The following is a 19,862-nucleotide window of genomic DNA, read 5'->3' as shown; positions in this document are numbered from 1 at the left end:
TGGGCTGAGACCTTTGCAAAACCCCCATCTGCGGCGCATTTCTGCGTTGTGCGCTGCTCGTTCGCTTACCTATCTATATGATATGTCTGCACTTACTGCGCTGCTACGCCTTGAACTGCATCCACATCTGGGGGTTTTGCAAAGGTCTCAAGCTGTCAATGTGGCGCGCCGCCTGTCGGTTTAACAGGCGGCGCGCTTATTTTTGCTTGCAAGCGGTTAAATGCTGCTGCCGGCCATCGGGCCGGGTCAGCGTTGGAGATTGATGCTGCCGCCGGCGTTCAGCTGGCCGTCGGCATGGTTGGCATTCAGGTAAGAGGAGGCCAAATCGGCGCAGCAGCCGCAACAGGTGGCCACGCCCAAGCTGTTTTGCAGGTCGTTCAAGGTGGTGGCGCCGGCGGCCACGGTTTCCTGAATTTGGCGGTCGGTAATGGCGTTGCAGACACAGACGAACATGATCTTCTCCACAAAACCCGATGGACGGGCAAATAATTGAGAATAAATTTCGTTCCTGCATCATAATCAAAAATAAATTCGCGCGCAAGCCTCCTTGTTCCGGAGTGCCGGGCAGACCCGACCGACACTTTATAGTAGAATGCGCTTCCTTTTTTGGCGATACCGCATTCATGAGTCACTCCACCGTTTCCCGCCCGCCTTTGTGGCCGTATTTTGTTTTGGCCGTCTTGGCCGTTGCGGCCGACCAAATCACCAAAATCATGGTGTTGAACCATATTCCGTTTCAGGCGCGGCTGCCTGTGATTAACGGTTTCTTTGATTTGACCCACGTTTACAATCCCGGCGCGGCGTTCAGTTTTCTGGCCGATGCCGGCGGCTGGCAGAAATATTTTTTCACCGGCTTCGCCGTGGTTGTCTGCCTGTATTTGGGCCGCAATATTCTGAAGCGCGAGTTTCGCGGATGGTCTGCTTGGGCGGCGGCCATGATCATGGGCGGGGCCATCGGTAATGTGATCGACCGGCTGCTTTACGGCCATGTGGTCGATTTCCTGCTGGTGTATTGGCGCAACCATTATTACCCCGCCTTCAATATTGCCGACAGCTTTATCTGCGTCGGTGCCGCCCTGTTTGTGTGGGCCGGTGTCCAAGAGGCGCGTCGGGAAAAGCGGCAACAGGCTACCTGAAACACACACGGATCCGATATCAATGAGCAAAACCATTATCCTGGCCAATCCGCGCGGCTTTTGCGCCGGCGTGGACCGCGCCATCAATATTGTCGAGCGCGCGCTGGAGGAATACGGCGCGCCCATCTATGTGCGCCATGAAGTGGTACACAATAAATTTGTGGTGGACAATCTGCGCGAAAAAGGCGCGGTGTTCATTGAGGAATTGAGCGACGTGCCCGAAGGCGCCACCTTGATTTATTCCGCCCACGGCGTATCCAAAGCCGTGCAGCAGGAAGCCGCCGAACGCGGTTTCCGCGTGTTCGACGCCACCTGCCCGCTGGTCACCAAGGTGCACAAAGAAGTGGCGCGTTTGGACGAGCAGGGCTATCAGATCATCATGATCGGCCATGCCGGCCACCCCGAAGTGGAAGGCACCATGGGCCAGCTGTCGCCGGGCGCCATGCTGCTGGTGGAAACCGTGGAAGACGTGGCCAAGCTGGCCGTGCGCGACAGCGAAAAGCTGGCTCATGTAAGCCAAACCACCTTGTCGGTGGACGAAACGCGCGACATCATTGAAGCGCTGAAAGCCCGTTTCCCGCACATCCGCAGCCCGCATAAAGAAGACATCTGCTACGCCACCACCAACCGCCAAGAAGCGGTGAAGCAACTGGCGGCCGACTGCGATATCGTGATAGTGGTGGGTTCGCCCAATTCCTCCAACAGCAACCGTTTGCGCGAAGTGGCCGCCCTGCGCGGCGTGGATGCCTATATGGTGGACAATGCGGGCTACCTGAAAGCCGAATGGTTTGCCGGCAAAAACCGCGTGGGCGTGACCGCGGGCGCGTCGGCGCCGGAAGTGCTGGTGCAGGAAGTGATCGCCACCATCCGCGGCTGGGGGCACGAAGCGGTTATCGAAGGCGAGGGCGAGGCGGAAAGCATTGTGTTTGTGCTGCCGAAAGAGCTGCGCTGATTGCCTTATGGATATGCAAGAGGCTACCTGAAAGGCTTTCAGGTAGCCTCTTTTGTTGGCGACTGCTTCTTAGGGCATCGGGCGGATGGTGAGAATCTGCTTGCTGTGGCCGAAGGGGCCGTGCAGGTCGTGCAGCACGCTGCTGGTGAGGCCGATGCCGTCGCTGCCGAACTGCTGGGTGGTTTGCAGACCGAGCCAAGCGCCTTGCGGACGGCGGTAGAGGTGGATTTGTAGGTCGATATTGGGGAAGGCCCAATCGCGGGCGGGCAGGCCGGTGCGCGGCACAATGCCGTTGGCGGTGTCCACCAAGCCCATCAGGCGCACGAAATCGTCGGTGGGCTCTCCTTCCACCATATCGGTTTGGTTGGTGAGCCAAACCAGGCCCTGGCCGTTGCGCCGGCCGCCGTCGCGCAGGCTGATGGAGCGGATGTAGCCGCCTTGCCAGTGGCCCATGTCCGGAAAATCGGGCAGCTCGTGCGGCAGGGCGACCGGGGTATCTTCCAAGCCGGCCACCGCGCGGGTGTCGCCGGTTTGCATGCGCCAGGCGCGGGCGGTAAGACAGGGGCGGCCGCCGGCTTCCATTTGCGCTTCGACCAGCTCGATGGTGCGGCCGGGGCGCAGGGTGCGGGTGACGATGCTGAATTCGCCGAAGGGAATCAGGCCGAGGATGTCGAGGCTGATGCGGCCGATGCGCAGATGATCGGCCGGGGCGTGGCGTTCGAGCTCGCGGGTGAGCAGGCCAGTGGCGGGCGCCATGTGCTGCTCGTGTTCGTTCCAAGCGCCTTGGGCGTGTTCGGTGCTGCGGTAATGGGCGACGCTGCTGCCGTCACTGCGCTGTTCGCGGCCGATGGCTTGGTAGTAGGCGGGCATGGTTTCTCCTTGTGAATAAAGCGGGGCTTTGTGGTCTCAGCCTGTGGCCGATGGCGCGGCAGGCTACCTGAAAACGGCAAGCGGTAGTCGGGCCGGTACTTAGCGGCGGCGTACCATTTCCCAGGCGGTCTGCACGGCGGCGAGCAGGCTGCCGCCGTCGGCACGGCCGCTGCCGGCGAGGCTGAGGGCGGTGCCGTGGTCGACCGAGGTGCGCACGAAGGGCAGGCCGAGGGTGATGTTGACGCCTTGGCCGAAGGAGGCGTATTTCAATACCGGCAGGCCTTGGTCGTGATACATGGCGAGCACAGCGTCGGCCTCCTGCAGCATAAAGGGTTGGAACAGGGTGTCGGCGGGGAAGGGGCCGCGGATGTCGCGGCCTTGGCGGCGCAACTCGGCCAGCTCGGGTTCGATGATGTCGATTTCTTCGCGCCCCAAATGCCCTTGTTCGCCGGCGTGCGGGTTGAGGCCAGCCACCAGAATCCGCGGTGCGGCCAGGCCGAATTTCCGCTGCAAATCATGATAAAGAATGTCGAGCACCGAGCGCAGCAATTGCCGGCTGAGGGCGGCGGGCACGTCTTTCAGCGGCAGGTGGGTGGTGGCCAGCGCCACGCGCAAGCCGCCGCCGGCCAGCATCATCACCACTTGCGGGGTGCTGCTTTTGTCGGCCAGGTATTCGGTGTGCCCGCTGAACGGCACGCCGGCGTCGTTGATGATGCCTTTGTGCAGCGGGGCGGTGACCATGCCGGCAAACAGGCCGCTGCGGATGCCGTCGTAGGCGCGGTCGAGCAGGGCCAAAACATAGGCTGCGTTGGCGGCATCCAACACGCCGGCCCGGCAGGGCGCGTGTAAGGGGGTGTGCAGCACTTCCAAAACGCCGGCGGGGGGGGCTTGTTCGGGGCGAAAAGGCCGGATGGCGGTGTTGAGGCCGAGCATGCGGGCGCGCTCGGCCAGCAGCTGTTGGTCGCCGAGCACCACGCAGCGGCAGGGCAGCTCGGCGGCGGCCAAGCCGAGACAGATGTCGGGGCCGATGCCGGCGGGTTCGCCGGAGGTAACGGCCAGAATGGGCGGGGATAGAGGCATGGGGCTACCTGAAACACAGTGATGAAGGCAGGAGAGGGTTTCAGGTAGCCTGCGCTCGAGTGGGGAGGCTACCTGAACACCGCCCGCCCGCGATGGGGCAAGGTATAGACGGCCAGGCCGGTATGCGTATGCTGGGGCGTTATTGTTGCGCCATTGGGGCAAACAGACAAGCGGTTTGCCCGCAAAGGAAGAGCCGGTTTGGCGTGCCGTGGCGCAAGGGGTGGCGGTCGGTTAGAATGTTTGCAAAATTTTGCCGCCCTCAGGCAGCCGGTTTGGCCTGGGCAGTGTGGATGATTTAGATGGACTGGCACAAGTTGGCCGCCAAGGTGTGGGAGAGATGATGCAAAAAACAGAAAAGCCGAGTTTGGCGGCGGTTTTGATTGTCAAAAACGAAGCTGCCGAGTTGGCGGCTTGTTTGGATACGGTGGCCGGCTGGGTGGATGAGATTGTCGTGTTTGATTCGGGCAGCACGGACAATACGCGAGAGATTGCTTTGCGCTACGGTGCGAAGTTCTATATGCAGCCGGATTGGCAGGGTTTCGGCCGCCAAAGGCGTTTGGCCCAGCAGTGTGCAGACAGCGATTATGTGTTTTGGTTGGATGCCGACGAGCGGGTTAGCCAGGCTTTAAAGTTGTCGGTGCAGCGGGTGCTGTCGCAGAACAAAAGCAATGTTGTCTATCGGGTAAACCGGCTGAACCACATATTCGGGCGGGCCATACGCCATTCTGGGTGGTATCCAGACAGGGTGGTGCGCTTATATCCCAAGGCATTGACTCAATATAGCGAAGCGGCGGTGCATGAATCCGTGGAAATTCCGGATGGGTGTGAAGTGTGTGATTTGGATGGGGATTTGATTCACTATACCTATCGGGATTTAAACCAATATTTGCGTAAATCCGCCCATTATGCCGATTTATGGTCGCAGGAGCGCCTGGCGCGCCAGCAGAAAGGGAGCCTGTGGGGCGCGGTGCTGCATGCGCTGGGAAACTTTTTCAAAATGTATGTTTTGAAAGCAGGGTTTTTGGACGGGCGTTACGGTTTTTTGCTGGCTGTTTTGTCGGCGCAATCGGTATTCGCCAAGTATGCTGCTTTGTGGTTGAAGCAGCAGGCCAACCGCCGTGCGCATATGGTGTTGCTGAGTCTTGCCAAAGGGTTTGGCGGAGGGGAGCGGCAGGCCGAGCAATTGCTGCGGGCGCTGCTTGAACAGTCCGGCGGTCGGACGGAGCTGGCATTTTTCGGCCGCAGGCAGGGTGAGCTGGCGCGGCGGTTGGCAGAGGGTTTGCCCGATGTGCGGCGCTTGAGCGGGTGGCGGTTATTGCGGTTGCTGTGGGGGCGGGAAAAGGTCGTCATTCACGCTTACGACGGCCGGAGCGTCCACTTGGGGGCCGTGCTGAAACTGTTAAGCGGCCGCCCTTTGGTGGTCACGAGGCATGTCAGCTTTCCCCTGAAGCGCCGTTTGTCGAGATGGAGTTACCGCTTGGCAGACAGATTGGTGTGTGTGAGCCGGCAAATAGAAAATACCATGCGGGTTCACCATCCGGCTTGCCAAACCGTTTACGGCTGTGTGGGCCGTTTGGAGGAGAATCTTGGTTTTGAAAAGACTTGGTTTGGCCCGCCTTCTCAACGACTGAAAATCGGCCATATCGGCAATTTCCAAGCGGTTAAAAACTTTCCGCTGACGATTGACTTGGCCAAGTTGCTGCCTGAAGCGGATTTTTATTTGATTGGTTCGGGGGAATTGGAAGAAGACCTGAAGAAACAGGCGGCCGGTTTGCCCAATGTATATTTTGTGCCGTTTACGCCTTATATGGGCAGCGTGTTGAAACATTTGGATGTGCAGATTGTGCCTTCTCATTCGGAAGGGTTGTCTATGGTGATTCTGGAGGGTTTTCAATACGGCGTGCCCGTTATCGCCCATGCGGTGGGCGGCATTCCGGAAATTGTTGCTGACGGCGAAACCGGCTGGTTGCTTGCAGATAATCAAGCAGAAGGCTACCTGAAAATATTGCAACATATTGTCAAGCATCCTGAGCAGCTGGCCGTATGCCGCGACAAGATTTTGAAAAATTGGGCCGCCTCTCCTTTTTCGTCAGAGCGGATGGCTGCCGAATACGAGGGCATTTATCGCCAGTTGTGGGGCCAAACCTAGGGCGTTGTGTCAGCATGCTCTGTTGGTTGGTAAAGCAGGTGCAACGGTGATTACCTTGCACCTGTCTTGTTTTCCGCTTATTTCCCGTCAGGACAATGCAAAATGGCCGCAGATGGGGGTTTTGCAAAGGTCTCAGGCTATCCGGCATACAGCACGAAAATGGCTGGCCGTTTGTGCAGATCGGGCAGTTGCGGCAGTTTTTTCCAGTCGGCCACGCTGCGGCTGACGATGGTTTGGCTCGGCAGGGTGAGGTCGCAGGCGGCGGTGAGGCGGGTGGCGGGGTGCAGCGCGGAGAGGGCGTCGGCCAAGAGGGCGTTGTTGCGGTAGGGCGTTTCGATGAAGATTTGGGTTTCGTTTTGCTCGCGCGAGCGTTTTTCCAGGGCTTTCAGGTAGCCTGTGCGTTCTTGTTTGTCGGTGGGCAGATAGCCTTTGAAGGCAAACGATTGGCCGTTGCTACCGGAAGCCATCAGGGCGAGCAGGATGCTGGAGGGGCCGACCAGGGGTTGCACGGCGAATCCGGCCTGATGGGCCAGCGCCACCAGCTGTGCGCCGGGGTCGGCCACGGCGGGGCAGCCGGCTTCGCTGAGCAGGCCGAGGCTGCGGCCTTGGTGCAGCGGTTGCAACAACTCGGGCAGGCTGCGCGGGTCAGTGTGTTCGTTTAAGGTGCGCAGATTGAGTTCGCGGATGGGGGTGTGCACGCCGAGGTGTTTCAGGTGGGCGCGGGCGGTTTTTTCGGCTTCGACGACGAAGTCGGTCAGGCCGGTAATCTGCGCCTGCTCTTGCGGCAGGAGGCAGGGGGTGTCGGGCGTGCCCAGCGGGGTGGGAATCAGATAGAGGGTGGGGGGCATTTCAGGTAGCCTTGTGCGGGGATGGGGTTGGATTTACAGCACGTCGATGCCTTCGGCATGCAGGAAGTCCACCAGTTTGAACACCGGCAGGCCGATGAGGGCGTTGGGGTCGGTGCTGTCGATGCGCTCGATCAGGGCGCTGCCCAGACCTTCGCTTTTGGCGGCGCCGGCGCAATAAACGGCGTCGGGTTCGCGTTTCAGGTAGCCTTCGATTTGCGCGGCGCTCAGCGGGCGCATGTGTACCACGGTGTGGTCGGTGTGCTGCTGTAGGCGGCCGCTTGCGCTGTTGAGGAGGCAGAGGGCGCTGTAAAATTCGATGCGGCGGCCGGATAATTCGGCCAGCATTTGTTGTGCTTTGGCGACGCTCATCGGTTTGCCGAGCTGGCGGCCGTTGCACCAGGCCACTTGGTCGGCGCCGATGATCAGGTGTTGCGGATAAGTTGCAGCCAGCGAGCGGGCTTTGCCGCAGGCCAGGCGCAGGGCGGTGTCGGCGGCCGATTCGCCCGGCAGCGGGGTTTCGTCGCAGTCGGGGCGGGCGGTATCGAAAGGCAGGCCGAGGGTGCGCAACTGTTGTTGGCGGAAGACGGAAGTGGAGGCCAAAATCAGGGGGAGCGGTGCAGACATGACGGCGGAAACGGAGCGGATGGGAAAGTGAAAAACATTTGACGCTAAAGCGGCAAAATTATATCATGGCGCGTTTATGTTAGACCCTATTTTGATTGATCCGGCCGCGTTTGCGCGCGAGCGGCAGAGCTTGGAAGGCGAAGTGGCGCTGGCCGATTTGCACGAGCGGGTGGCCGCACACGAATACCTGGCTTCCAATGAGGCCAAGGTGGCGTTCCGTTTGCAGGGCGGTGTGGACCGCTGGCAACGCCCTTATTTGGATTTGGCGGTGTCGGCCGATCTGCCTTTGGTTTGCCAGCGCTGTCTGCAGCCGATGTCTGTGGCTTTGGATGAGCAGGCGCACATTGTGCTGTTTGCCGACGAGGCGGCTCTCGATGAAGCGATGCTGGCCGACGATGAGTTGGAAGGCATGCTGTTGTCGCCCGAGCTGGATGTGGCGGAGCTGCTGGAAGACCAGCTGCTGATGGCGGTGCCCTATTCGCCGCGCCATGAAGACTGCAGCAATCAGGCATTGGCGGACATCAATCAAAACAACAAACCCAATCCTTTTGCCGTTTTGGCAGGGCTGAAAAACAGCCGCTAAGTATTTTTATTTTCAGGAGCTAGACATGGCCGTTCAACAAAACAAAAAATCTCCCTCTAAACGCGGTATGCACCGTTCTCACGATGCGCTGACTGCGCCTGCTCTGTCTGTGGACAGCGCCACCGGCGAAGTACACCGCCCGCACCACATTTCCCCCAACGGCATGTACCGCGGCCGTAAAGTGGTGAAAGCCAAGGACGAATAAGGCCTGATTGAAGGCAGCAAAAGCCAGAAGATTGCCCGTGCAATTGCTGGCTTTTTTGTATTCGGGCCGTTGCATTCGGCCGCACAGCGTTTCAGAACGAGGAAACCATCATGCCGGAAAAAATTTGGTATACCTACGACGACATTCACCGCGCCATCCGAAATCTGGCGGCAAAAGTGCAGGCATCCGGTACGGCCTACGATGCCATGATCGCCATCGGCGGCGGCGGTTTCATCCCGGCACGCATGCTGCGCTGCTATCTGAATATCCCGATTTATGCAGTGACCACCGCTTATTATCTGAATGATGCCGATTACGGCACACGCAATGAAATCAGCAAAATCCAATGGCTCGATCCGCTGCCGGAATGCCTGAAGGGTAAAAACGTGCTGGTGGTGGACGAGGTGGACGACAGCCGCGTAACGCTCGAATTCTGCCTGCGCGAGCTGCAAAAAGAAGATCTGGGCGTGATCGGCGTGGCCGTATTGCATGAGAAAATCAAAGCCAAAAAAGGCGTGCTGCCCGAAGGCTTGCCCTATTTCAGCGGCTTGGTAACCGAAGATTTGTGGATCAATTATCCGTGGGATGCCGAAGACATCGACGCCCATAATGCGCAGGCAGCGGCCGGCAAAGCGTCGGCCTGAGCGCTTTCATGTGCCTGAAACGGTTTTCAGGTAGCCTGAAGCGGCGCCGGGGTTCCGGCGCGACCAAACAAAACATGCACACGCTGTCCGGCATTCGGACAGTATTCGAACAGCAAGATGGATAATGCAATGATTACACTGGCAGTAGATGCCATGGGCGGTGACGAGGGCCTGCAGGTTACCCTGCCGGCGGTGACCGCATTTTTGGCCGAAAAAACCGATGTGTCGCTGGTGTTGGTGGGCGACGAAGCGCGTGTTCGGGCCGGTCTCGGCTCGCAGGCCGACCATCCCCGTCTAAGCATCGTGCATGCCGCCGAAGTGGTGGGCATGGACGAAGCGCCGCAGTCCGCATTGAAAAACAAGAAACATTCTTCCATGCGTTTGGCGGTGCAGCAGGTGAAAGACGGCCACGCCCAGGCGGCAGTGTCGGCCGGCAATACCGGTGCGTTAATGGCCACCGCCCGCTTTGTGTTGAAAACCCTGCCGGGCATCGACCGGCCGGCGATTGCCAAGTTTATGCCGTCCAAAGGCGGCAGCCTGACCTTGATGTTGGATTTGGGTGCCAATGTGGATTGCACTGCCGAACAGCTGGTGCAGTTTGCCGTGATGGGCGGCGAGCTGGTGGGTGCGTTGTATCCCGAACGCGGCCACCCGCGCATCGGCCTGCTCAATGTGGGCACCGAAGACATCAAAGGCAGCGGCGTGATTAAGGAAACCTACACCCTGCTGAACAACAGCCCGCTCAATTTCGTCGGCAATGTGGAAGGCAATGCCGTGTTTGGCGGCGAGGTGGACGTGGTGGTGTCCGACGGTTTTACCGGCAATGCTGTGTTGAAGGCCATTGAAGGGGCGGTAAAGTTTATCGGCGGCGTGATTAAAGAAGAGTTCAGCCGCAGCTGGCTTAACAAATTGGGCGCCTTATTGGCCTTGCCGACCTTGAAAGGTTTCAAAAACCGCTTGGACCCGCGCAAATTCAACGGCGCGATTTTCCTCGGCCTGCGAGGCATTGTGATCAAAAGCCACGGCGGCACCGATGCGGAAGGCTTCCGTTATGCTTTGTTGGAAGCTTACCACGAAGTGAAAGCCGGTTCGATGGCGAAAATCGAGCAGGGCGTGGCGGCCCAGTTGGCTCAGATGGAAGCCGCCAAAGCGGCGGCGGACGCAGCCGAATAGGCTACCTGAAAGCTTTGTGGCGAGCCTGTTGGCGCAACTTGACGGGCAGAGAATGGAAATGCTGCTTTGAGGCAGACAAAACCGCCGGCAGCGCCTACAATACGCGTTTTCGATTTTGACTCTAAGCACTATGACCTACGCCAAGATTCTCGGTACCGGCAGTTATCTGCCCGCCAAACGCATGAGCAATGACGATTTGGCCGAAATCGTTGAAACATCCGACGAATGGATTACCGCCCGCACCGGCATCAAGGCGCGCCATATTGCCGCGGCGGACGAAAAAACCAGCGATCTGGCCGCAGCAGCGGCACAACAGGCCCTGCGGGCCGCCGGCGTATCGGCGGAGGACATTGACCTGATTATTGTGGCCACCGCCACGCCCGATATGCAGTTTCCCGCCACCGCCACCATCGTGCAGCAGAAACTCGGCATCCACGGCTGCCCGGCTTTCGACATGCAGGCGGTGTGTGCCGGTTTTATGTATGCGCTGACCACGGCCAATGCCTACATCAAAAGCGGCATGGCGAAAAATGCGCTGGTGATTGGCGCCGAAATTTTCAGCCGCATTGTGGATTGGCAAGACCGCCGCACCTGCGTGTTGTTCGGTGACGGCGCCGGCGCGGTGGTATTGGGCGCATCTGAGGAAGCGGGCATTTTACACAGCATTCTGCGGGCCGACGGCCGCTACGGCCATCTCTTGCAGGTGCCCGGCCAGATTGCCGACGGCGGTATTGAGGGCCTGCCGTTTGTGCAGATGGACGGGCAGGGCGTGTTCAAATTTGCCGTAAAGGCCTTGGCCAAAGTAGGCGAAGAGGTGATGGCCGAGGCCGGCATCGGCGCCGAACAGGTGGACTGGGTGGTGCCGCATCAGGCCAACTACCGCATCATTGAGAGCACGGCCAAACACCTGAAACTGAGCATGGACAAAATCATCCTCACGGTGCAGGAGCACGGCAATACGTCCGCCGCGTCGATTCCGCTGGCTTTGGACCAAGGCATCCGCGACGGCCGCATCCGCCGCGGCCAAACCCTGCTGCTGGAAGGCATCGGCGGCGGCTTTGCCTGGGGCGCGGTGCTGTTGAAGTATTGAGGCACTGCACAGAACACCATACGATAACAACAGGCTACCTGAAACGCTTTCAGGTAGCCTGTTGCATGATACCGAGAACACAAACGCTTTATGAACAAACAAAAAAGACAAGAGATTTTCGAGCGGTGGCAGGCGGCCAATCCGCATCCGACCACCGAGCTGGTTTACCACAGCCCGTTTGAATTGCTGATTGCGGTGCTGCTGTCGGCACAGGCCACCGACGTGGGGGTCAACAAGGCCACCGCCAAGCTGTTTCCGGTGGCGAATACACCGCAGGCGATGTTGGATTTGGGCTTGGAGGGCGTGATGGCCTACACCAAAACCATTGGTCTGTACCAGACCAAGTCGAAACACATCATGGAAACCTGCCGCATTCTGCTGGAACGGCACGGAGGGGAAGTGCCGCAGACGCGCGAGGAGTTGGAGGCTTTGCCGGGAGTAGGGCGCAAGACGGCGAATGTGGTGTTGAACACCGCATTCGGCCAGCCGACCATGGCGGTGGATACGCATATTTTCCGAGTGGCGAACCGCATGAATTTGGCGCCCGGCAAGAATGTGCGGGAAGTGGAAGACAAGCTGCTGCGGGTGATTCCGAAAGTCTTTTTGCAGGATGCCCATCACTGGCTGATATTGCACGGCCGCTATGTTTGCAAGGCGCAGAAGCCGCAGTGCGAGTCTTGCATTGTAGCCGATTTGTGCGAGTACAAGGGTAAAACAGTGGCTGTGGTCAGTTGAAGAAAGGAGTAAAGGCTACCTGAAAGTTGTGATGCAGCTTTCAGGTAGCCTAGAGCAATTTCGATTTAATTCATTACATACCCAGCTGATTTGAAGTAATTGGCACACTCTTGAGCCGAGAACAGATCAACCAGCTGCCCCATGCGCTGCCACAGCGCACCCACCGTGCGCTCGCCCGCCCTGCGCAGCAGCGCCTTGAACTTGGCAAACAGCTTCTCGATGGGGTTCAAATCCGGCGAGTACGGCGGCAGATAGCGAATGCTGGCGCCCACGCCTTCGATGGCTTCTCGCACGCCCGCCACTTTGTGGCTGGAGAGGTTGTCGGCAATGACGATGTCGCCAGGGCGAAGTGTCGGGCACCGAAAGGTTTTGACCCACGCCAGAAACACGGCGCCATTGATGGGGCCATCGGTCACCATGGGGGCCGTCAGTGCATCACAGCGCAAGGCGGCAATGAAGGTGCTGGTCTTCCAGTGCCCATGCGGGGCGCTGGCCACGCAGCGTTGACCGCGCGGGGCGCGCCCGCGCAGCGGCGTCATGCAGGTGCTGCTCCAGGTCTCGTCCAGAAATACCAGGCGCCTGGCATCGAGCCGGGCCTGCTGCTGTATCCAGCTCGCCCGTGCCTGCTGCACGTCTTCACGTTCCTGCTCGCTGGCGTGCAGCGTTTTTTTTGAAGCTCAGCCGCCATTTGTTGAGCTGGTGCCACAAGGCCGAGGGTTTGATGCTGATGCCATGCTCGCCCAAACGCTCGCACATTTGCACCAAGGTCAGATCGGGATCGGCCTTGATCCAGTCGCGGATCATGCCCTCTACTGGCGCCAGTCGGGAGATGCGCTTGCCGCCTTGCTGCCTGCTGCTGCGCTCGCCTTCTTTTTCGAAGCGATCACGCACCCGATATACCCACATGCGGCTGACTTCATAACGACGGGCAATGGCGCTGGGGCGCTCTCCGCGCTCCAGCGCTCCCAGTACTCGATCTCGCAGGTCTTGCGAATAGGCGCGCATCTCATGCTCCGACTGCCAGAAAAAACCTATTATGTAACGTTTTTAGTCGAAGTTGCTCTAAGGCTTTTGCCAAACCCCATCTGCGGCGCATTTCTGCGTTGTGCGTTTATGCCCTATGGGTACTGCTCACTCGCTTGCCTATCTTCATGATATGTCTGTCCCACGGGGATTCCTGGCGTTCACGCTCGCTGCGCTGCTATGCCTTGAACTGCATCCACATCTGGGGGTTTTGAAAGGTCTCAGCCTGAGACCTTTGCAAAACCCCCATCTGCGGCGCATTTCTGCGTTGTGCGCTGCTCGCTCACTTGCCTATCTATATGATATGTCTGCGTTCGCTGCGCTGCTACGCCTTGAACTGCATCCACATCTGGAGGTTTTGCAAAGGTCTCAGCCTGTTTGATGAGACAGACGATGTGTTTGACCTCGCCGCCGAACGGCGTGTTTGCTCAGTATCTCAAAAACGGTTAGGCATAAAAACAGACCTCCAAACGGAGGTCTGTTTTTATGCCGGATCGTATCAGTGTACGTCTTTCCAGTATTCTTTCTTCAGGAAGTAGGCCAAAGGCAGCATTACGGCGAAGAGGAACAGCAGCACGATATAGCCGATTTGTTTGCGCTGGATTTGCGCCGGTTCGCCCATGTACACCATGTAGGCTACCAAATCTTTCATATCGTTGTCGTAATCGCGCGATACCACATCGCCGTTGGGCAGACGACGGCTCTTCAGACCGGTGGACTCCCAATACAGCTTGGGCACCATATTGCCGTGTGCGTCTTTTTCCATTACCGGATTGCCTTCTGCATCCAGTTCAACGGCGCGAATGCCTTGTTGCTCCCACAAGGGATGCGGCATGCCGACTTTGTCGAACACGGTGTTGTTCCAACCGGTGGCGCTGGTCGGGTCTTTATAGAAACCGCGCATATAGGCATACAGATAGTCGGCACCGCGGGAGCGGGCAATCAGGGTCAGATCGGGCGGCGCCTTGCCGAACCAGCGTTCGGCGTCTTTGGGATCCATGGCCGACTGCATCACTTCGCCGACTTTGTCGGTGGTGAACATCAGGTTTTTCTTGATTTCTTCTTCAGACAAACCCAAATCTTGCAAACGGTTGTAACGCATGCCGCTGGCCGAGTGGCAGGAGAGGCAATAGTTGGTGAAGATCTGTGCGCCGCGTTGCAGGCTGACTTGGTCGCCCAAGTCGATGTCTACGGGCTCGTAGTGGCCGCCGCCGGCGGCAAAGCTGCTTAAGGGTGCTGCCAGCAGGAGGGCAGCAAACCAGTTTTTCCAAGTTTTTTTCATTTGTGCCGCCCTCATCAAATCAGAATCGCAAACAGGTAAGAACCCACTACCGCAATGGCTACGTAAACGAAGAACATCACTTTGTTGCGGGTGGTGCTCATGGTTACGCGCTCAGGTACCTGACGGTCTTTGTCCATTTTGGTGTAAACGGGCATCAGCAGGAAGAAGGCGAAGTAGATGATGCTGAGGATTTGCGCCACAATGGTGCGGGTGTCGGTGGCCACTTTGGCCCCCAAAATACCCAAGCCGATGAAGGAAATGATGAACAAAACCAACATGGCCTTGAAGATGGGGCCGCGGTAACGCACGGATTTCACCGGCGAGCGGTCAAGCCAGGGCAGCAAGGCAATCAATACCACAGCGGCGCCCATGGCCAATACGCCCCATACTTGGGTGCCGGCGAAAGAAGGGACGGCACGCAGAATGGCATAGAAGGGGGTGAAATACCAAACCGGAGCGATGTGGGCCGGGGTTACCAAGGGGTTGGCCGGGTCGAAGTTCGGCGCTTCGAGGAAGTAGCCGCCGCCTTCGGGGGCGAAGAACATGATGGCGCTGAAAACGATCAGGAACACCACCACACCCAAAATGTCTTTGACGGTGTAGTAGGGATGGAAGGGGATGCCGTCCAAGGGAATGCCGTTTTCGTCTTTCAGTTTTTTGATTTCCACGCCGTCGGGGTTGTTGGAACCCACTTCGTGCAAGGCGATCAGGTGGGCGGCCACCAAGCCGACCAATACCAGCGGTACGGCAATCACGTGCAGGGCGAAGAAACGGTTCAAGGTGACGTCGGAAACGTTGAAGTCGCCGCGGATCCAGGTGGACAAATCGGGACCGATTACGGGAATGGCGGCAAACAGGTTAATGATTACCTGTGCGCCCCAGAACGACATCTGGCCCCAAGGCAGCAAATAGCCCATAAAGGCTTCGGCCATCAGCGCCAAGAAAATCAGGGAGCCGAACACCCACACCAACTCGCGCGGTTTTTTGAACGAGCCGTAAATCAGGCCGCGGAACATGTGCAGATACACCACCACGAAGAACATGGAGGCGCCGGTGGAGTGCATATAACGGATGATCCAGCCGCCGGAAACGTCGCGCATGATGTATTCCACGGCGGTGAAGGCGGCGGGGAGGTGGTATTGGTTCAGGTTGCCGTCGGGCTTGTAGTTCATGGTCAGGAAGATGCCGCTGACGATTTGGATCACCAGCACCAGCAAGGCCAGGGAACCGAAGAAATACCAAAAGTTGAAGTTTTTCGGCGCGTAATACTCGGTTACGTGCTCTTTCATCATTTTGGACAGGGGGAATCGGGCATCCACCCAGCCTAATAATGCTTTAGCCTTATTATTGGTTTGGTTTGTCATGATTTGCCCCTTGGATTAGTCTTCGCCCACCAAAATTGTGGTTTCGGAGAGGTATTTGTAAGGCGGGATGACCAGATTGGTCGGCGCGGGTACGCCTTTATAGACGCGGCCGGCCAAGTCGAATTTGGAGCCGTGGCAAGGACAGAAAAAGCCGCCTTTCCAGTCGGCGCCCAAGTCGGCCGGACCCAAGTCGGGACGGAAAGTCGGCGAGCAGCCCAAATGGGTGCAAATGCCGATGGCCACCCAGATTTTCTCTTTGCCTTCGATGGCGCGGGCGGGGTTTTTGCAGTATTCGGGTTGGTTGTCTGCCGCAGTGGAGTCGGGATCGACCAGTTGGCCGTCTAGAGAGGGCAGGTCTTTCAGTTGCTGTTCGGTGCGGTTGAGCACCCAAATCGGCTTGCCGCGCCATTCTGCGGTAACCAGTTGGCCGGCTTCAATTTTGCTGATGTCGATTTCGACGGGTGCACCGGCTGCTTTGGCCTTCTCCGAGGGGAAAAAGCTGAGCACGAACGGCGATGCAACGCCCAAACCGGCAGCGGCGCCCGCCCCGGCGGTAGCCAAGGTCAGAAACCGTCGCCGACCTTGATTGATTTCTTGATTATCCATTATCTCAGTCGTCCTAATACTGTGGAAATACCGAAGCTTTAAAACCCCGCAATTCTAACCGATTTTAAAGCGGGGCTTAAAGCAATATTTAAAATAAGGTAAAGTTTTGTGCCAAACTTTGATTTTAAGCAGGGTTTTGCTCGTCGAAAAAGCAGAAGTCCACCGCGAAATGTTGCTGCAGGCGGGCGCCCAGTGCCTGAATGCCGTAACGCTCAGTGGCGTGGTGGCCGGCGCTCACAAACAGGGCGCCGGTTTCGTTGGCCAGGTGATATTGGGCTTCGGAAATTTCGCCTGTCACAAAAGCATCTGCTCCCAGCTCGATGGCTTCTTGGAAGAAACCTTGTGCGCCGCCGGTGCACCACACCAGTTTTTCAATCGGCTTCGACCAGTCGCCGGCATGTACGACCGCTTGCTCCAGTTTGTCTGCCAAGCCCGCAATCAGTTGTTCGCCGGTTTGGGCTTGTGCCGGACGGCCGAACATCAGCAGGTTTTGTTCGCCGGTTTGGCCGTGTATTTGCCAATTCATCAAGGCGGCGAGCCGGGCGTTGTTGCCGACTTCCGGGTGGGCGTCCAGCGGCAGGTGATAGCCGGCCATATTGATGTTGTGGCGGATGAGGGCGGCGATGCGGCGGTGTTTCCAGCCGACAATCGGCACCGGTTCGCTTTTCCAGAACAGGCCGTGGTGAACCAGTAACAGGTCTGCGTTTTGCTCGGCGGCGAATTGAATGGCGGCCAGGCTGGCGGTAACCGAACCGACCACTTTGTTCACCGTATCGCGCCCTTCCACCTGTAGGCCGTTGGGGGCGTAGTCTTTGAAAGCGGAGACTTGCAGAAAGTCGTCGCACCAAGCCATGATTTCCTGACGGGCGGCCATGCTGTTTCCCTTTGCTCAAAATCGAAGCGTGATTATAGCCGAATCGCTGCCGCTGCTGAGAGAAAGCGGCGGCATGGTTCGCAGAGCAGGCTACCTGAAAGGTATGGTGCGGCGGCCGCTTGCGATACAATAGGCGCGGTTTTCCCAGACATCTCTATCATGCTGACTTACGTCCCGCCCGAACAACGTCCTGCTCCCCCCACTTACGAACGCCCTTGGCTGTTGCTCTTGCTGGCGTTTGCTTGGTTGTGGCCGGGGGTGTTCGGCCGTGATTTGTGGCCGGGCGAACCTTTGCTGTATGCGGTGATCGAGCAGGCGCAACACGATGGCTGGTGGTGGCTGCCGCAGGCCGACGGTTCGCCGCACTGGGAGACGCCGCCTTTGTATGTGTGGTTGTCGCTGCTGTTTCTGCGCGTGTTTGACGGCTGGCTGAATCCTTATGAAGCGGTGCGCTTGAGCAATGTGTTGCTGGCGGCGGTGTCGCTGGCGGCAATGGGCGGGGCGGGGCGCGCCTTGCTGGGGCGGCGCAACGGGCGCACGGTGGTGCTGGTGTTGATCGGTTGTCCCGGCTTGCTGATGATGAGCCACTTCATCGGCGGCCAGTTGGTGACTTTGTGCGGTTTGTGTTTGAGCTTTTATGCCTTGGCCTTGGCGCGGCAGAAAACCGTAAAGGCGGTGGCTTTGACCATGGCCGGCTGGTTGGTGTTGGGGCTTTCAGGTAGCCTGTTGCCCTTGGGAGCGGTGATGGCGGTAACCGCGCTGTTGGCGGCCCAAGCGGATTGGCGCAACAAGCGTTTTGTGTTGACCCTGCTGGCGGCTGCCGGTTTGGCCCTGCCTTTGCTGTTTGTTTGGCCGCTTTTCCTGCAGCGTTTGTCGCCGCAGGGCTTTGCGCTATGGTGGCAACAATATGCCTTGCTGCCGTTTGGCGGTTTCGAGCAATGGACGGTACGGTTTTCCGGCGGCTACTATTTGAAAAATCTGATTTGGTTCGCTTTCCCGGCCTGGCCGTTGGCGGTGTGGACGGCTTGGCGTTTACGCCTGCATCGCGAATGCTGGGGGCAGTTGTGCTTGTTGTGGCTGGGCGTTTTTGGCCTGCTGTTGTTGTGCTCGCCCCGTCGGGATGAGAATGATTTGTTGGTGTTGCTGCCGCCCTTGGCGGTGGTGGCGGCGGCGCAAACCGACCAGTTGCGTCGGGGGGCGGCGGCGTTTTTCAACTGGTTCGGCATCATGACTTTCGGTGTGCTGGCCGGCTTTATTTGGCTGGGCTTTTTTGCCATGAATTTCGGCTGGCCGGCCAAGCTGGCCGAGCGGGCGGCGTATTTCAGCCCCTATTACCGCAGCGACATCGACTATTTTCCGGTGTTGGTGGCGGTGTTGTTCACCCCTTTGTGGTTGTTGGCGATTACGCGCAAATATGTGCGCGGCCGGCAGGCGGTGACCAATTGGGCGGCGGGCTTGACCTTGTGTTGGTCGCTGATGCTGACCCTGTTTTTGCCGTGGCTGGATGCGGCCAAGAGCTACCGGCCGGTGGTGGTGCATTTGGAAGCCGCATTGCCTGCGCCGGGCTGTGTGTCGGCCACGGTGGAGAGCATCCGCTTGGCCTGGCCGCAATATGCGCAAACGGAGTTGGGCGGCGAAGACTGCCCTTATGTGGTTACGCTGCGCCAGCAGACGGTGCCGGACGGCTGGCAGCGGCTGGCAGAAGCGGGCCGCCCGCGCCAACGAGACGAAGTGCTGGTGCTGTGGCGCCGGCCGCTGTCGCCGCCATGATGGTGAATCCGCCGCTTCTCGCAGCGGGGTGCCTGTTGATTTTGAATTTTTGCAGGCTGCCGGCCGTTTTCAGGTAGCCTGATGTAGACAGAATACCGAGATACTGATTGGAAGGAATACCCATGAGCCAAACCAACCCCAATGTCGATGCCGCCGAAATCGACAAATTCAGCCAGCTTGCCCATCAGTGGTGGGACAAAACCGGCGAGTTCAAGCCGTTGCACGACATCAACCCGCTGCGCTTGCAGTTCGTGCGCGAACACGCCGACGGCTTAGCAGGCAAAACCGTGCTGGACGTGGGCTGCGGCGGCGGCATCCTGACCGAGTCGCTGGCGGCGGAGGCCGAGCACGCTACCGGCATCGATATGGCGGAAAAATCGCTTCAGGTAGCCGCTTTGCACGCTGAGCAGCAGGGCGTGACCAATATTGCCTACCGCTGCGTGAGCGTGGAAGATTTGGCGGCTGAGTCACCTGCTTCGTTTGATGTGGTCACCTGCATGGAAATGCTGGAGCACGTGCCCGACCCGGCCAGCGTGATCTGCGCCTGTGCCAAGCTGGTGAAGCCCGACGGCGTGGTGTTTTTTTCTACTCTCAACCGCAACACCAAATCTTATCTGCAGGCGATTGTGGCGGCCGAATACCTGCTTGGCTTGGTCAGCAAGGGCACGCACACTTGGCAGAAATTCATCGCCCCGGCCGAATTGGCGCGGATGTGCCGGCAGGCGCGGCTGGAGTTGGCCGCCACCTCGGGCATGAGCTACAACCTGCTGACACAGAAATATTTTCTGTGCGACAGCTTGGATGTGAATTATCTGATGGCCTGCCGGCCGTTGCCGGAGATGTGATGCCGCAAG

The 19,862-nt window shown here is 58.6% G+C and carries 23 protein-coding genes; 13 read left to right on the top strand and 10 right to left on the bottom strand.

Features of this window, described 5'->3' with window-relative positions:
- Positions 1–4 precede the first annotated feature (4 nt).
- The gene (locus H3L94_RS12655; RefSeq protein WP_244958896.1) at positions 5–184 is read left to right on the top strand and encodes a lipoprotein signal peptidase; all 180 of its coding nucleotides are present in this window, start codon (positions 5–7) and stop codon (positions 182–184) included.
- Positions 185–246: 62 nt separating this feature from the next.
- On the opposite strand, the gene H3L94_RS09925 is transcribed toward H3L94_RS12655, so the two are convergent.
- Positions 247–453, bottom strand: a complete 207-nt coding sequence (locus H3L94_RS09925; RefSeq protein ID WP_009118919.1) for a (2Fe-2S)-binding protein — start codon at positions 451–453, stop codon at positions 247–249.
- 170 nt (positions 454–623) lie between these two features.
- Between H3L94_RS09925 and lspA the strand changes: the two genes are divergently transcribed.
- Positions 624–1,136: a signal peptidase II gene (gene lspA / locus H3L94_RS09920; RefSeq protein WP_182121887.1), complete on the top strand. Its 513-nt coding sequence runs from the start codon at positions 624–626 to the stop codon at positions 1,134–1,136.
- A gap of 22 nt (positions 1,137–1,158) precedes the next feature.
- On the top strand, positions 1,159–2,088 hold the full coding sequence (ispH, locus tag H3L94_RS09915) for a 4-hydroxy-3-methylbut-2-enyl diphosphate reductase (protein ID WP_182121886.1): 930 nt from the start codon (positions 1,159–1,161) through the stop codon (positions 2,086–2,088).
- A gap of 69 nt (positions 2,089–2,157) precedes the next feature.
- Here ispH and H3L94_RS09910 read toward each other — a convergent pair whose 3' ends face one another.
- Positions 2,158–2,958 carry a thioesterase family protein gene (locus tag H3L94_RS09910; RefSeq protein WP_182121885.1) on the bottom strand — a complete coding sequence of 267 codons (801 nt, stop codon included), beginning with the start codon at positions 2,956–2,958 and terminating at the stop codon, positions 2,158–2,160.
- A gap of 99 nt (positions 2,959–3,057) precedes the next feature.
- Complete coding sequence (gene pdxA, locus H3L94_RS09905; RefSeq protein ID WP_182121884.1) at positions 3,058–4,038, bottom strand: 4-hydroxythreonine-4-phosphate dehydrogenase PdxA; 981 nt, start codon at positions 4,036–4,038, stop codon at positions 3,058–3,060.
- Between the two features lie 337 nt (positions 4,039–4,375).
- Between pdxA and H3L94_RS12650 the strand changes: the two genes are divergently transcribed.
- Positions 4,376–6,187, top strand: coding sequence for a glycosyltransferase (locus H3L94_RS12650; protein ID WP_244958752.1), 1,812 nt, complete (start codon positions 4,376–4,378; stop codon positions 6,185–6,187).
- A gap of 137 nt (positions 6,188–6,324) precedes the next feature.
- Here H3L94_RS12650 and H3L94_RS09895 read toward each other — a convergent pair whose 3' ends face one another.
- Positions 6,325–7,035 (bottom strand): SAM-dependent methyltransferase, encoded by a 711-nt coding sequence (locus H3L94_RS09895; protein ID WP_182121883.1) that lies wholly within the window; start codon positions 7,033–7,035, stop codon positions 6,325–6,327.
- Between the two features lie 33 nt (positions 7,036–7,068).
- Positions 7,069–7,659, bottom strand: coding sequence for a Maf family protein (locus H3L94_RS09890; protein WP_182121882.1), 591 nt, complete (start codon positions 7,657–7,659; stop codon positions 7,069–7,071).
- Positions 7,660–7,735: 76 nt separating this feature from the next.
- On the opposite strand from H3L94_RS09890, the gene H3L94_RS09885 reads away from it, so the two are divergent.
- From H3L94_RS09885 to nth, 6 genes are all read left to right on the top strand, one after another.
- Positions 7,736–8,242: a YceD family protein gene (locus H3L94_RS09885; RefSeq protein WP_182121881.1), complete on the top strand. Its 507-nt coding sequence runs from the start codon at positions 7,736–7,738 to the stop codon at positions 8,240–8,242.
- A gap of 25 nt (positions 8,243–8,267) precedes the next feature.
- Positions 8,268–8,447 (top strand): 50S ribosomal protein L32, encoded by a 180-nt coding sequence (gene rpmF, locus H3L94_RS09880; RefSeq protein ID WP_009118910.1) that lies wholly within the window; start codon positions 8,268–8,270, stop codon positions 8,445–8,447.
- Positions 8,448–8,557: 110 nt separating this feature from the next.
- Entirely contained in the window at positions 8,558–9,091 is a 534-nt protein-coding gene (locus H3L94_RS09875; RefSeq protein ID WP_182121880.1) for a phosphoribosyltransferase, read from the top strand.
- A 129-nt stretch (positions 9,092–9,220) separates the two neighbouring features.
- Positions 9,221–10,264 (top strand): phosphate acyltransferase PlsX, encoded by a 1,044-nt coding sequence (gene plsX, locus H3L94_RS09870; RefSeq protein WP_182121879.1) that lies wholly within the window; start codon positions 9,221–9,223, stop codon positions 10,262–10,264.
- A 130-nt stretch (positions 10,265–10,394) separates the two neighbouring features.
- The gene (locus H3L94_RS09865) at positions 10,395–11,354 is read left to right on the top strand and encodes a beta-ketoacyl-ACP synthase III (protein ID WP_182121878.1); all 960 of its coding nucleotides are present in this window, start codon (positions 10,395–10,397) and stop codon (positions 11,352–11,354) included.
- A gap of 90 nt (positions 11,355–11,444) precedes the next feature.
- Positions 11,445–12,089, top strand: a complete 645-nt coding sequence (gene nth / locus H3L94_RS09860; RefSeq protein WP_182121877.1) for an endonuclease III — start codon at positions 11,445–11,447, stop codon at positions 12,087–12,089.
- A 65-nt stretch (positions 12,090–12,154) separates the two neighbouring features.
- Here nth and H3L94_RS13090 read toward each other — a convergent pair.
- Positions 12,155–13,094 (bottom strand): IS630 family transposase gene (locus H3L94_RS13090; RefSeq protein WP_182121299.1). Its coding sequence is split into 2 segments (ribosomal slippage): positions 12,155–12,760 and positions 12,762–13,094, totalling 939 coding nucleotides; the frame shifts between segments, so codons are not numbered across the junction.
- A 253-nt stretch (positions 13,095–13,347) separates the two neighbouring features.
- On the opposite strand from H3L94_RS13090, the gene H3L94_RS09850 reads away from it, so the two are divergent.
- Positions 13,348–13,494 carry a lipoprotein signal peptidase gene (locus tag H3L94_RS09850; RefSeq protein WP_182123156.1) on the top strand — a complete coding sequence of 49 codons (147 nt, stop codon included), beginning with the start codon at positions 13,348–13,350 and terminating at the stop codon, positions 13,492–13,494.
- Positions 13,495–13,611: 117 nt separating this feature from the next.
- On the opposite strand, the gene H3L94_RS09845 is transcribed toward H3L94_RS09850, so the two are convergent.
- The 4 genes from H3L94_RS09845 to H3L94_RS09830 form a co-directional block, all read right to left on the bottom strand.
- Entirely contained in the window at positions 13,612–14,394 is a 783-nt protein-coding gene (locus H3L94_RS09845; RefSeq protein ID WP_182121876.1) for a cytochrome c1, read from the bottom strand.
- Positions 14,395–14,408: 14 nt separating this feature from the next.
- A complete protein-coding gene (locus tag H3L94_RS09840; protein WP_182121875.1) occupies positions 14,409–15,758 on the bottom strand; it encodes a cytochrome b in 1,350 nt (449 codons plus the stop codon).
- A gap of 15 nt (positions 15,759–15,773) precedes the next feature.
- A complete protein-coding gene (petA, locus tag H3L94_RS09835; protein WP_009118902.1) occupies positions 15,774–16,364 on the bottom strand; it encodes a ubiquinol-cytochrome c reductase iron-sulfur subunit in 591 nt (196 codons plus the stop codon).
- Between the two features lie 124 nt (positions 16,365–16,488).
- Positions 16,489–17,238, bottom strand: a complete 750-nt coding sequence (locus tag H3L94_RS09830; RefSeq protein WP_182121874.1) for a Nif3-like dinuclear metal center hexameric protein — start codon at positions 17,236–17,238, stop codon at positions 16,489–16,491.
- Positions 17,239–17,397: 159 nt separating this feature from the next.
- On the opposite strand from H3L94_RS09830, the gene H3L94_RS09825 reads away from it, so the two are divergent.
- Together H3L94_RS09825 and ubiG are read left to right on the top strand one after the other, a co-directional pair.
- A complete protein-coding gene (locus tag H3L94_RS09825; protein WP_182121873.1) occupies positions 17,398–19,008 on the top strand; it encodes an ArnT family glycosyltransferase in 1,611 nt (536 codons plus the stop codon).
- Between the two features lie 122 nt (positions 19,009–19,130).
- Positions 19,131–19,853, top strand: coding sequence for a bifunctional 2-polyprenyl-6-hydroxyphenol methylase/3-demethylubiquinol 3-O-methyltransferase UbiG (gene ubiG / locus H3L94_RS09820; protein ID WP_182121872.1), 723 nt, complete (start codon positions 19,131–19,133; stop codon positions 19,851–19,853).
- Positions 19,854–19,862 lie beyond the last annotated feature (9 nt).

It is taken from the genome of Neisseria shayeganii (assembly GCF_014054965.1).
GTDB lineage: Bacteria > Pseudomonadota > Gammaproteobacteria > Burkholderiales > Neisseriaceae > Eikenella > Eikenella shayeganii.
The sequence above is the reverse complement of the archived record's forward strand: the minus strand, read 5'-3'. Positions and strand labels throughout refer to the sequence as shown.

Excerpts from the sequence above, each read along its gene's own strand:
- H3L94_RS09925 (WP_009118919.1), bottom strand. The coding sequence starts at position 453 with ATGTTCGTCTGTGTCTGCAACGCCATTACCGACCGCCAAATTCAGGAA.
- lspA (WP_182121887.1), top strand. The coding sequence starts at position 624 with ATGAGTCACTCCACCGTTTCCCGCCCGCCTTTGTGGCCGTATTTTGTT.
- ispH (WP_182121886.1), top strand. The coding sequence starts at position 1,159 with ATGAGCAAAACCATTATCCTGGCCAATCCGCGCGGCTTTTGCGCCGGC.
- H3L94_RS09910 (WP_182121885.1), bottom strand. The coding sequence starts at position 2,958 with ATGCCCGCCTACTACCAAGCCATCGGCCGCGAACAGCGCAGTGACGGC.
- pdxA (WP_182121884.1), bottom strand. The coding sequence starts at position 4,038 with ATGCCTCTATCCCCGCCCATTCTGGCCGTTACCTCCGGCGAACCCGCC.
- H3L94_RS12650 (WP_244958752.1), top strand. The coding sequence starts at position 4,376 with ATGATGCAAAAAACAGAAAAGCCGAGTTTGGCGGCGGTTTTGATTGTC.
- H3L94_RS09895 (WP_182121883.1), bottom strand. The coding sequence starts at position 7,035 with ATGCCCCCCACCCTCTATCTGATTCCCACCCCGCTGGGCACGCCCGAC.
- H3L94_RS09890 (WP_182121882.1), bottom strand. The coding sequence starts at position 7,659 with ATGTCTGCACCGCTCCCCCTGATTTTGGCCTCCACTTCCGTCTTCCGC.
- H3L94_RS09885 (WP_182121881.1), top strand. The coding sequence starts at position 7,736 with ATGTTAGACCCTATTTTGATTGATCCGGCCGCGTTTGCGCGCGAGCGG.
- rpmF (WP_009118910.1), top strand. The coding sequence starts at position 8,268 with ATGGCCGTTCAACAAAACAAAAAATCTCCCTCTAAACGCGGTATGCAC.
- H3L94_RS09875 (WP_182121880.1), top strand. The coding sequence starts at position 8,558 with ATGCCGGAAAAAATTTGGTATACCTACGACGACATTCACCGCGCCATC.
- plsX (WP_182121879.1), top strand. The coding sequence starts at position 9,221 with ATGATTACACTGGCAGTAGATGCCATGGGCGGTGACGAGGGCCTGCAG.
- H3L94_RS09865 (WP_182121878.1), top strand. The coding sequence starts at position 10,395 with ATGACCTACGCCAAGATTCTCGGTACCGGCAGTTATCTGCCCGCCAAA.
- nth (WP_182121877.1), top strand. The coding sequence starts at position 11,445 with ATGAACAAACAAAAAAGACAAGAGATTTTCGAGCGGTGGCAGGCGGCC.
- H3L94_RS09845 (WP_182121876.1), bottom strand. The coding sequence starts at position 14,394 with ATGAAAAAAACTTGGAAAAACTGGTTTGCTGCCCTCCTGCTGGCAGCA.
- H3L94_RS09840 (WP_182121875.1), bottom strand. The coding sequence starts at position 15,758 with ATGACAAACCAAACCAATAATAAGGCTAAAGCATTATTAGGCTGGGTG.
- petA (WP_009118902.1), bottom strand. The coding sequence starts at position 16,364 with ATGGATAATCAAGAAATCAATCAAGGTCGGCGACGGTTTCTGACCTTG.
- H3L94_RS09830 (WP_182121874.1), bottom strand. The coding sequence starts at position 17,238 with ATGGCCGCCCGTCAGGAAATCATGGCTTGGTGCGACGACTTTCTGCAA.
- H3L94_RS09825 (WP_182121873.1), top strand. The coding sequence starts at position 17,398 with ATGCTGACTTACGTCCCGCCCGAACAACGTCCTGCTCCCCCCACTTAC.
- ubiG (WP_182121872.1), top strand. The coding sequence starts at position 19,131 with ATGAGCCAAACCAACCCCAATGTCGATGCCGCCGAAATCGACAAATTC.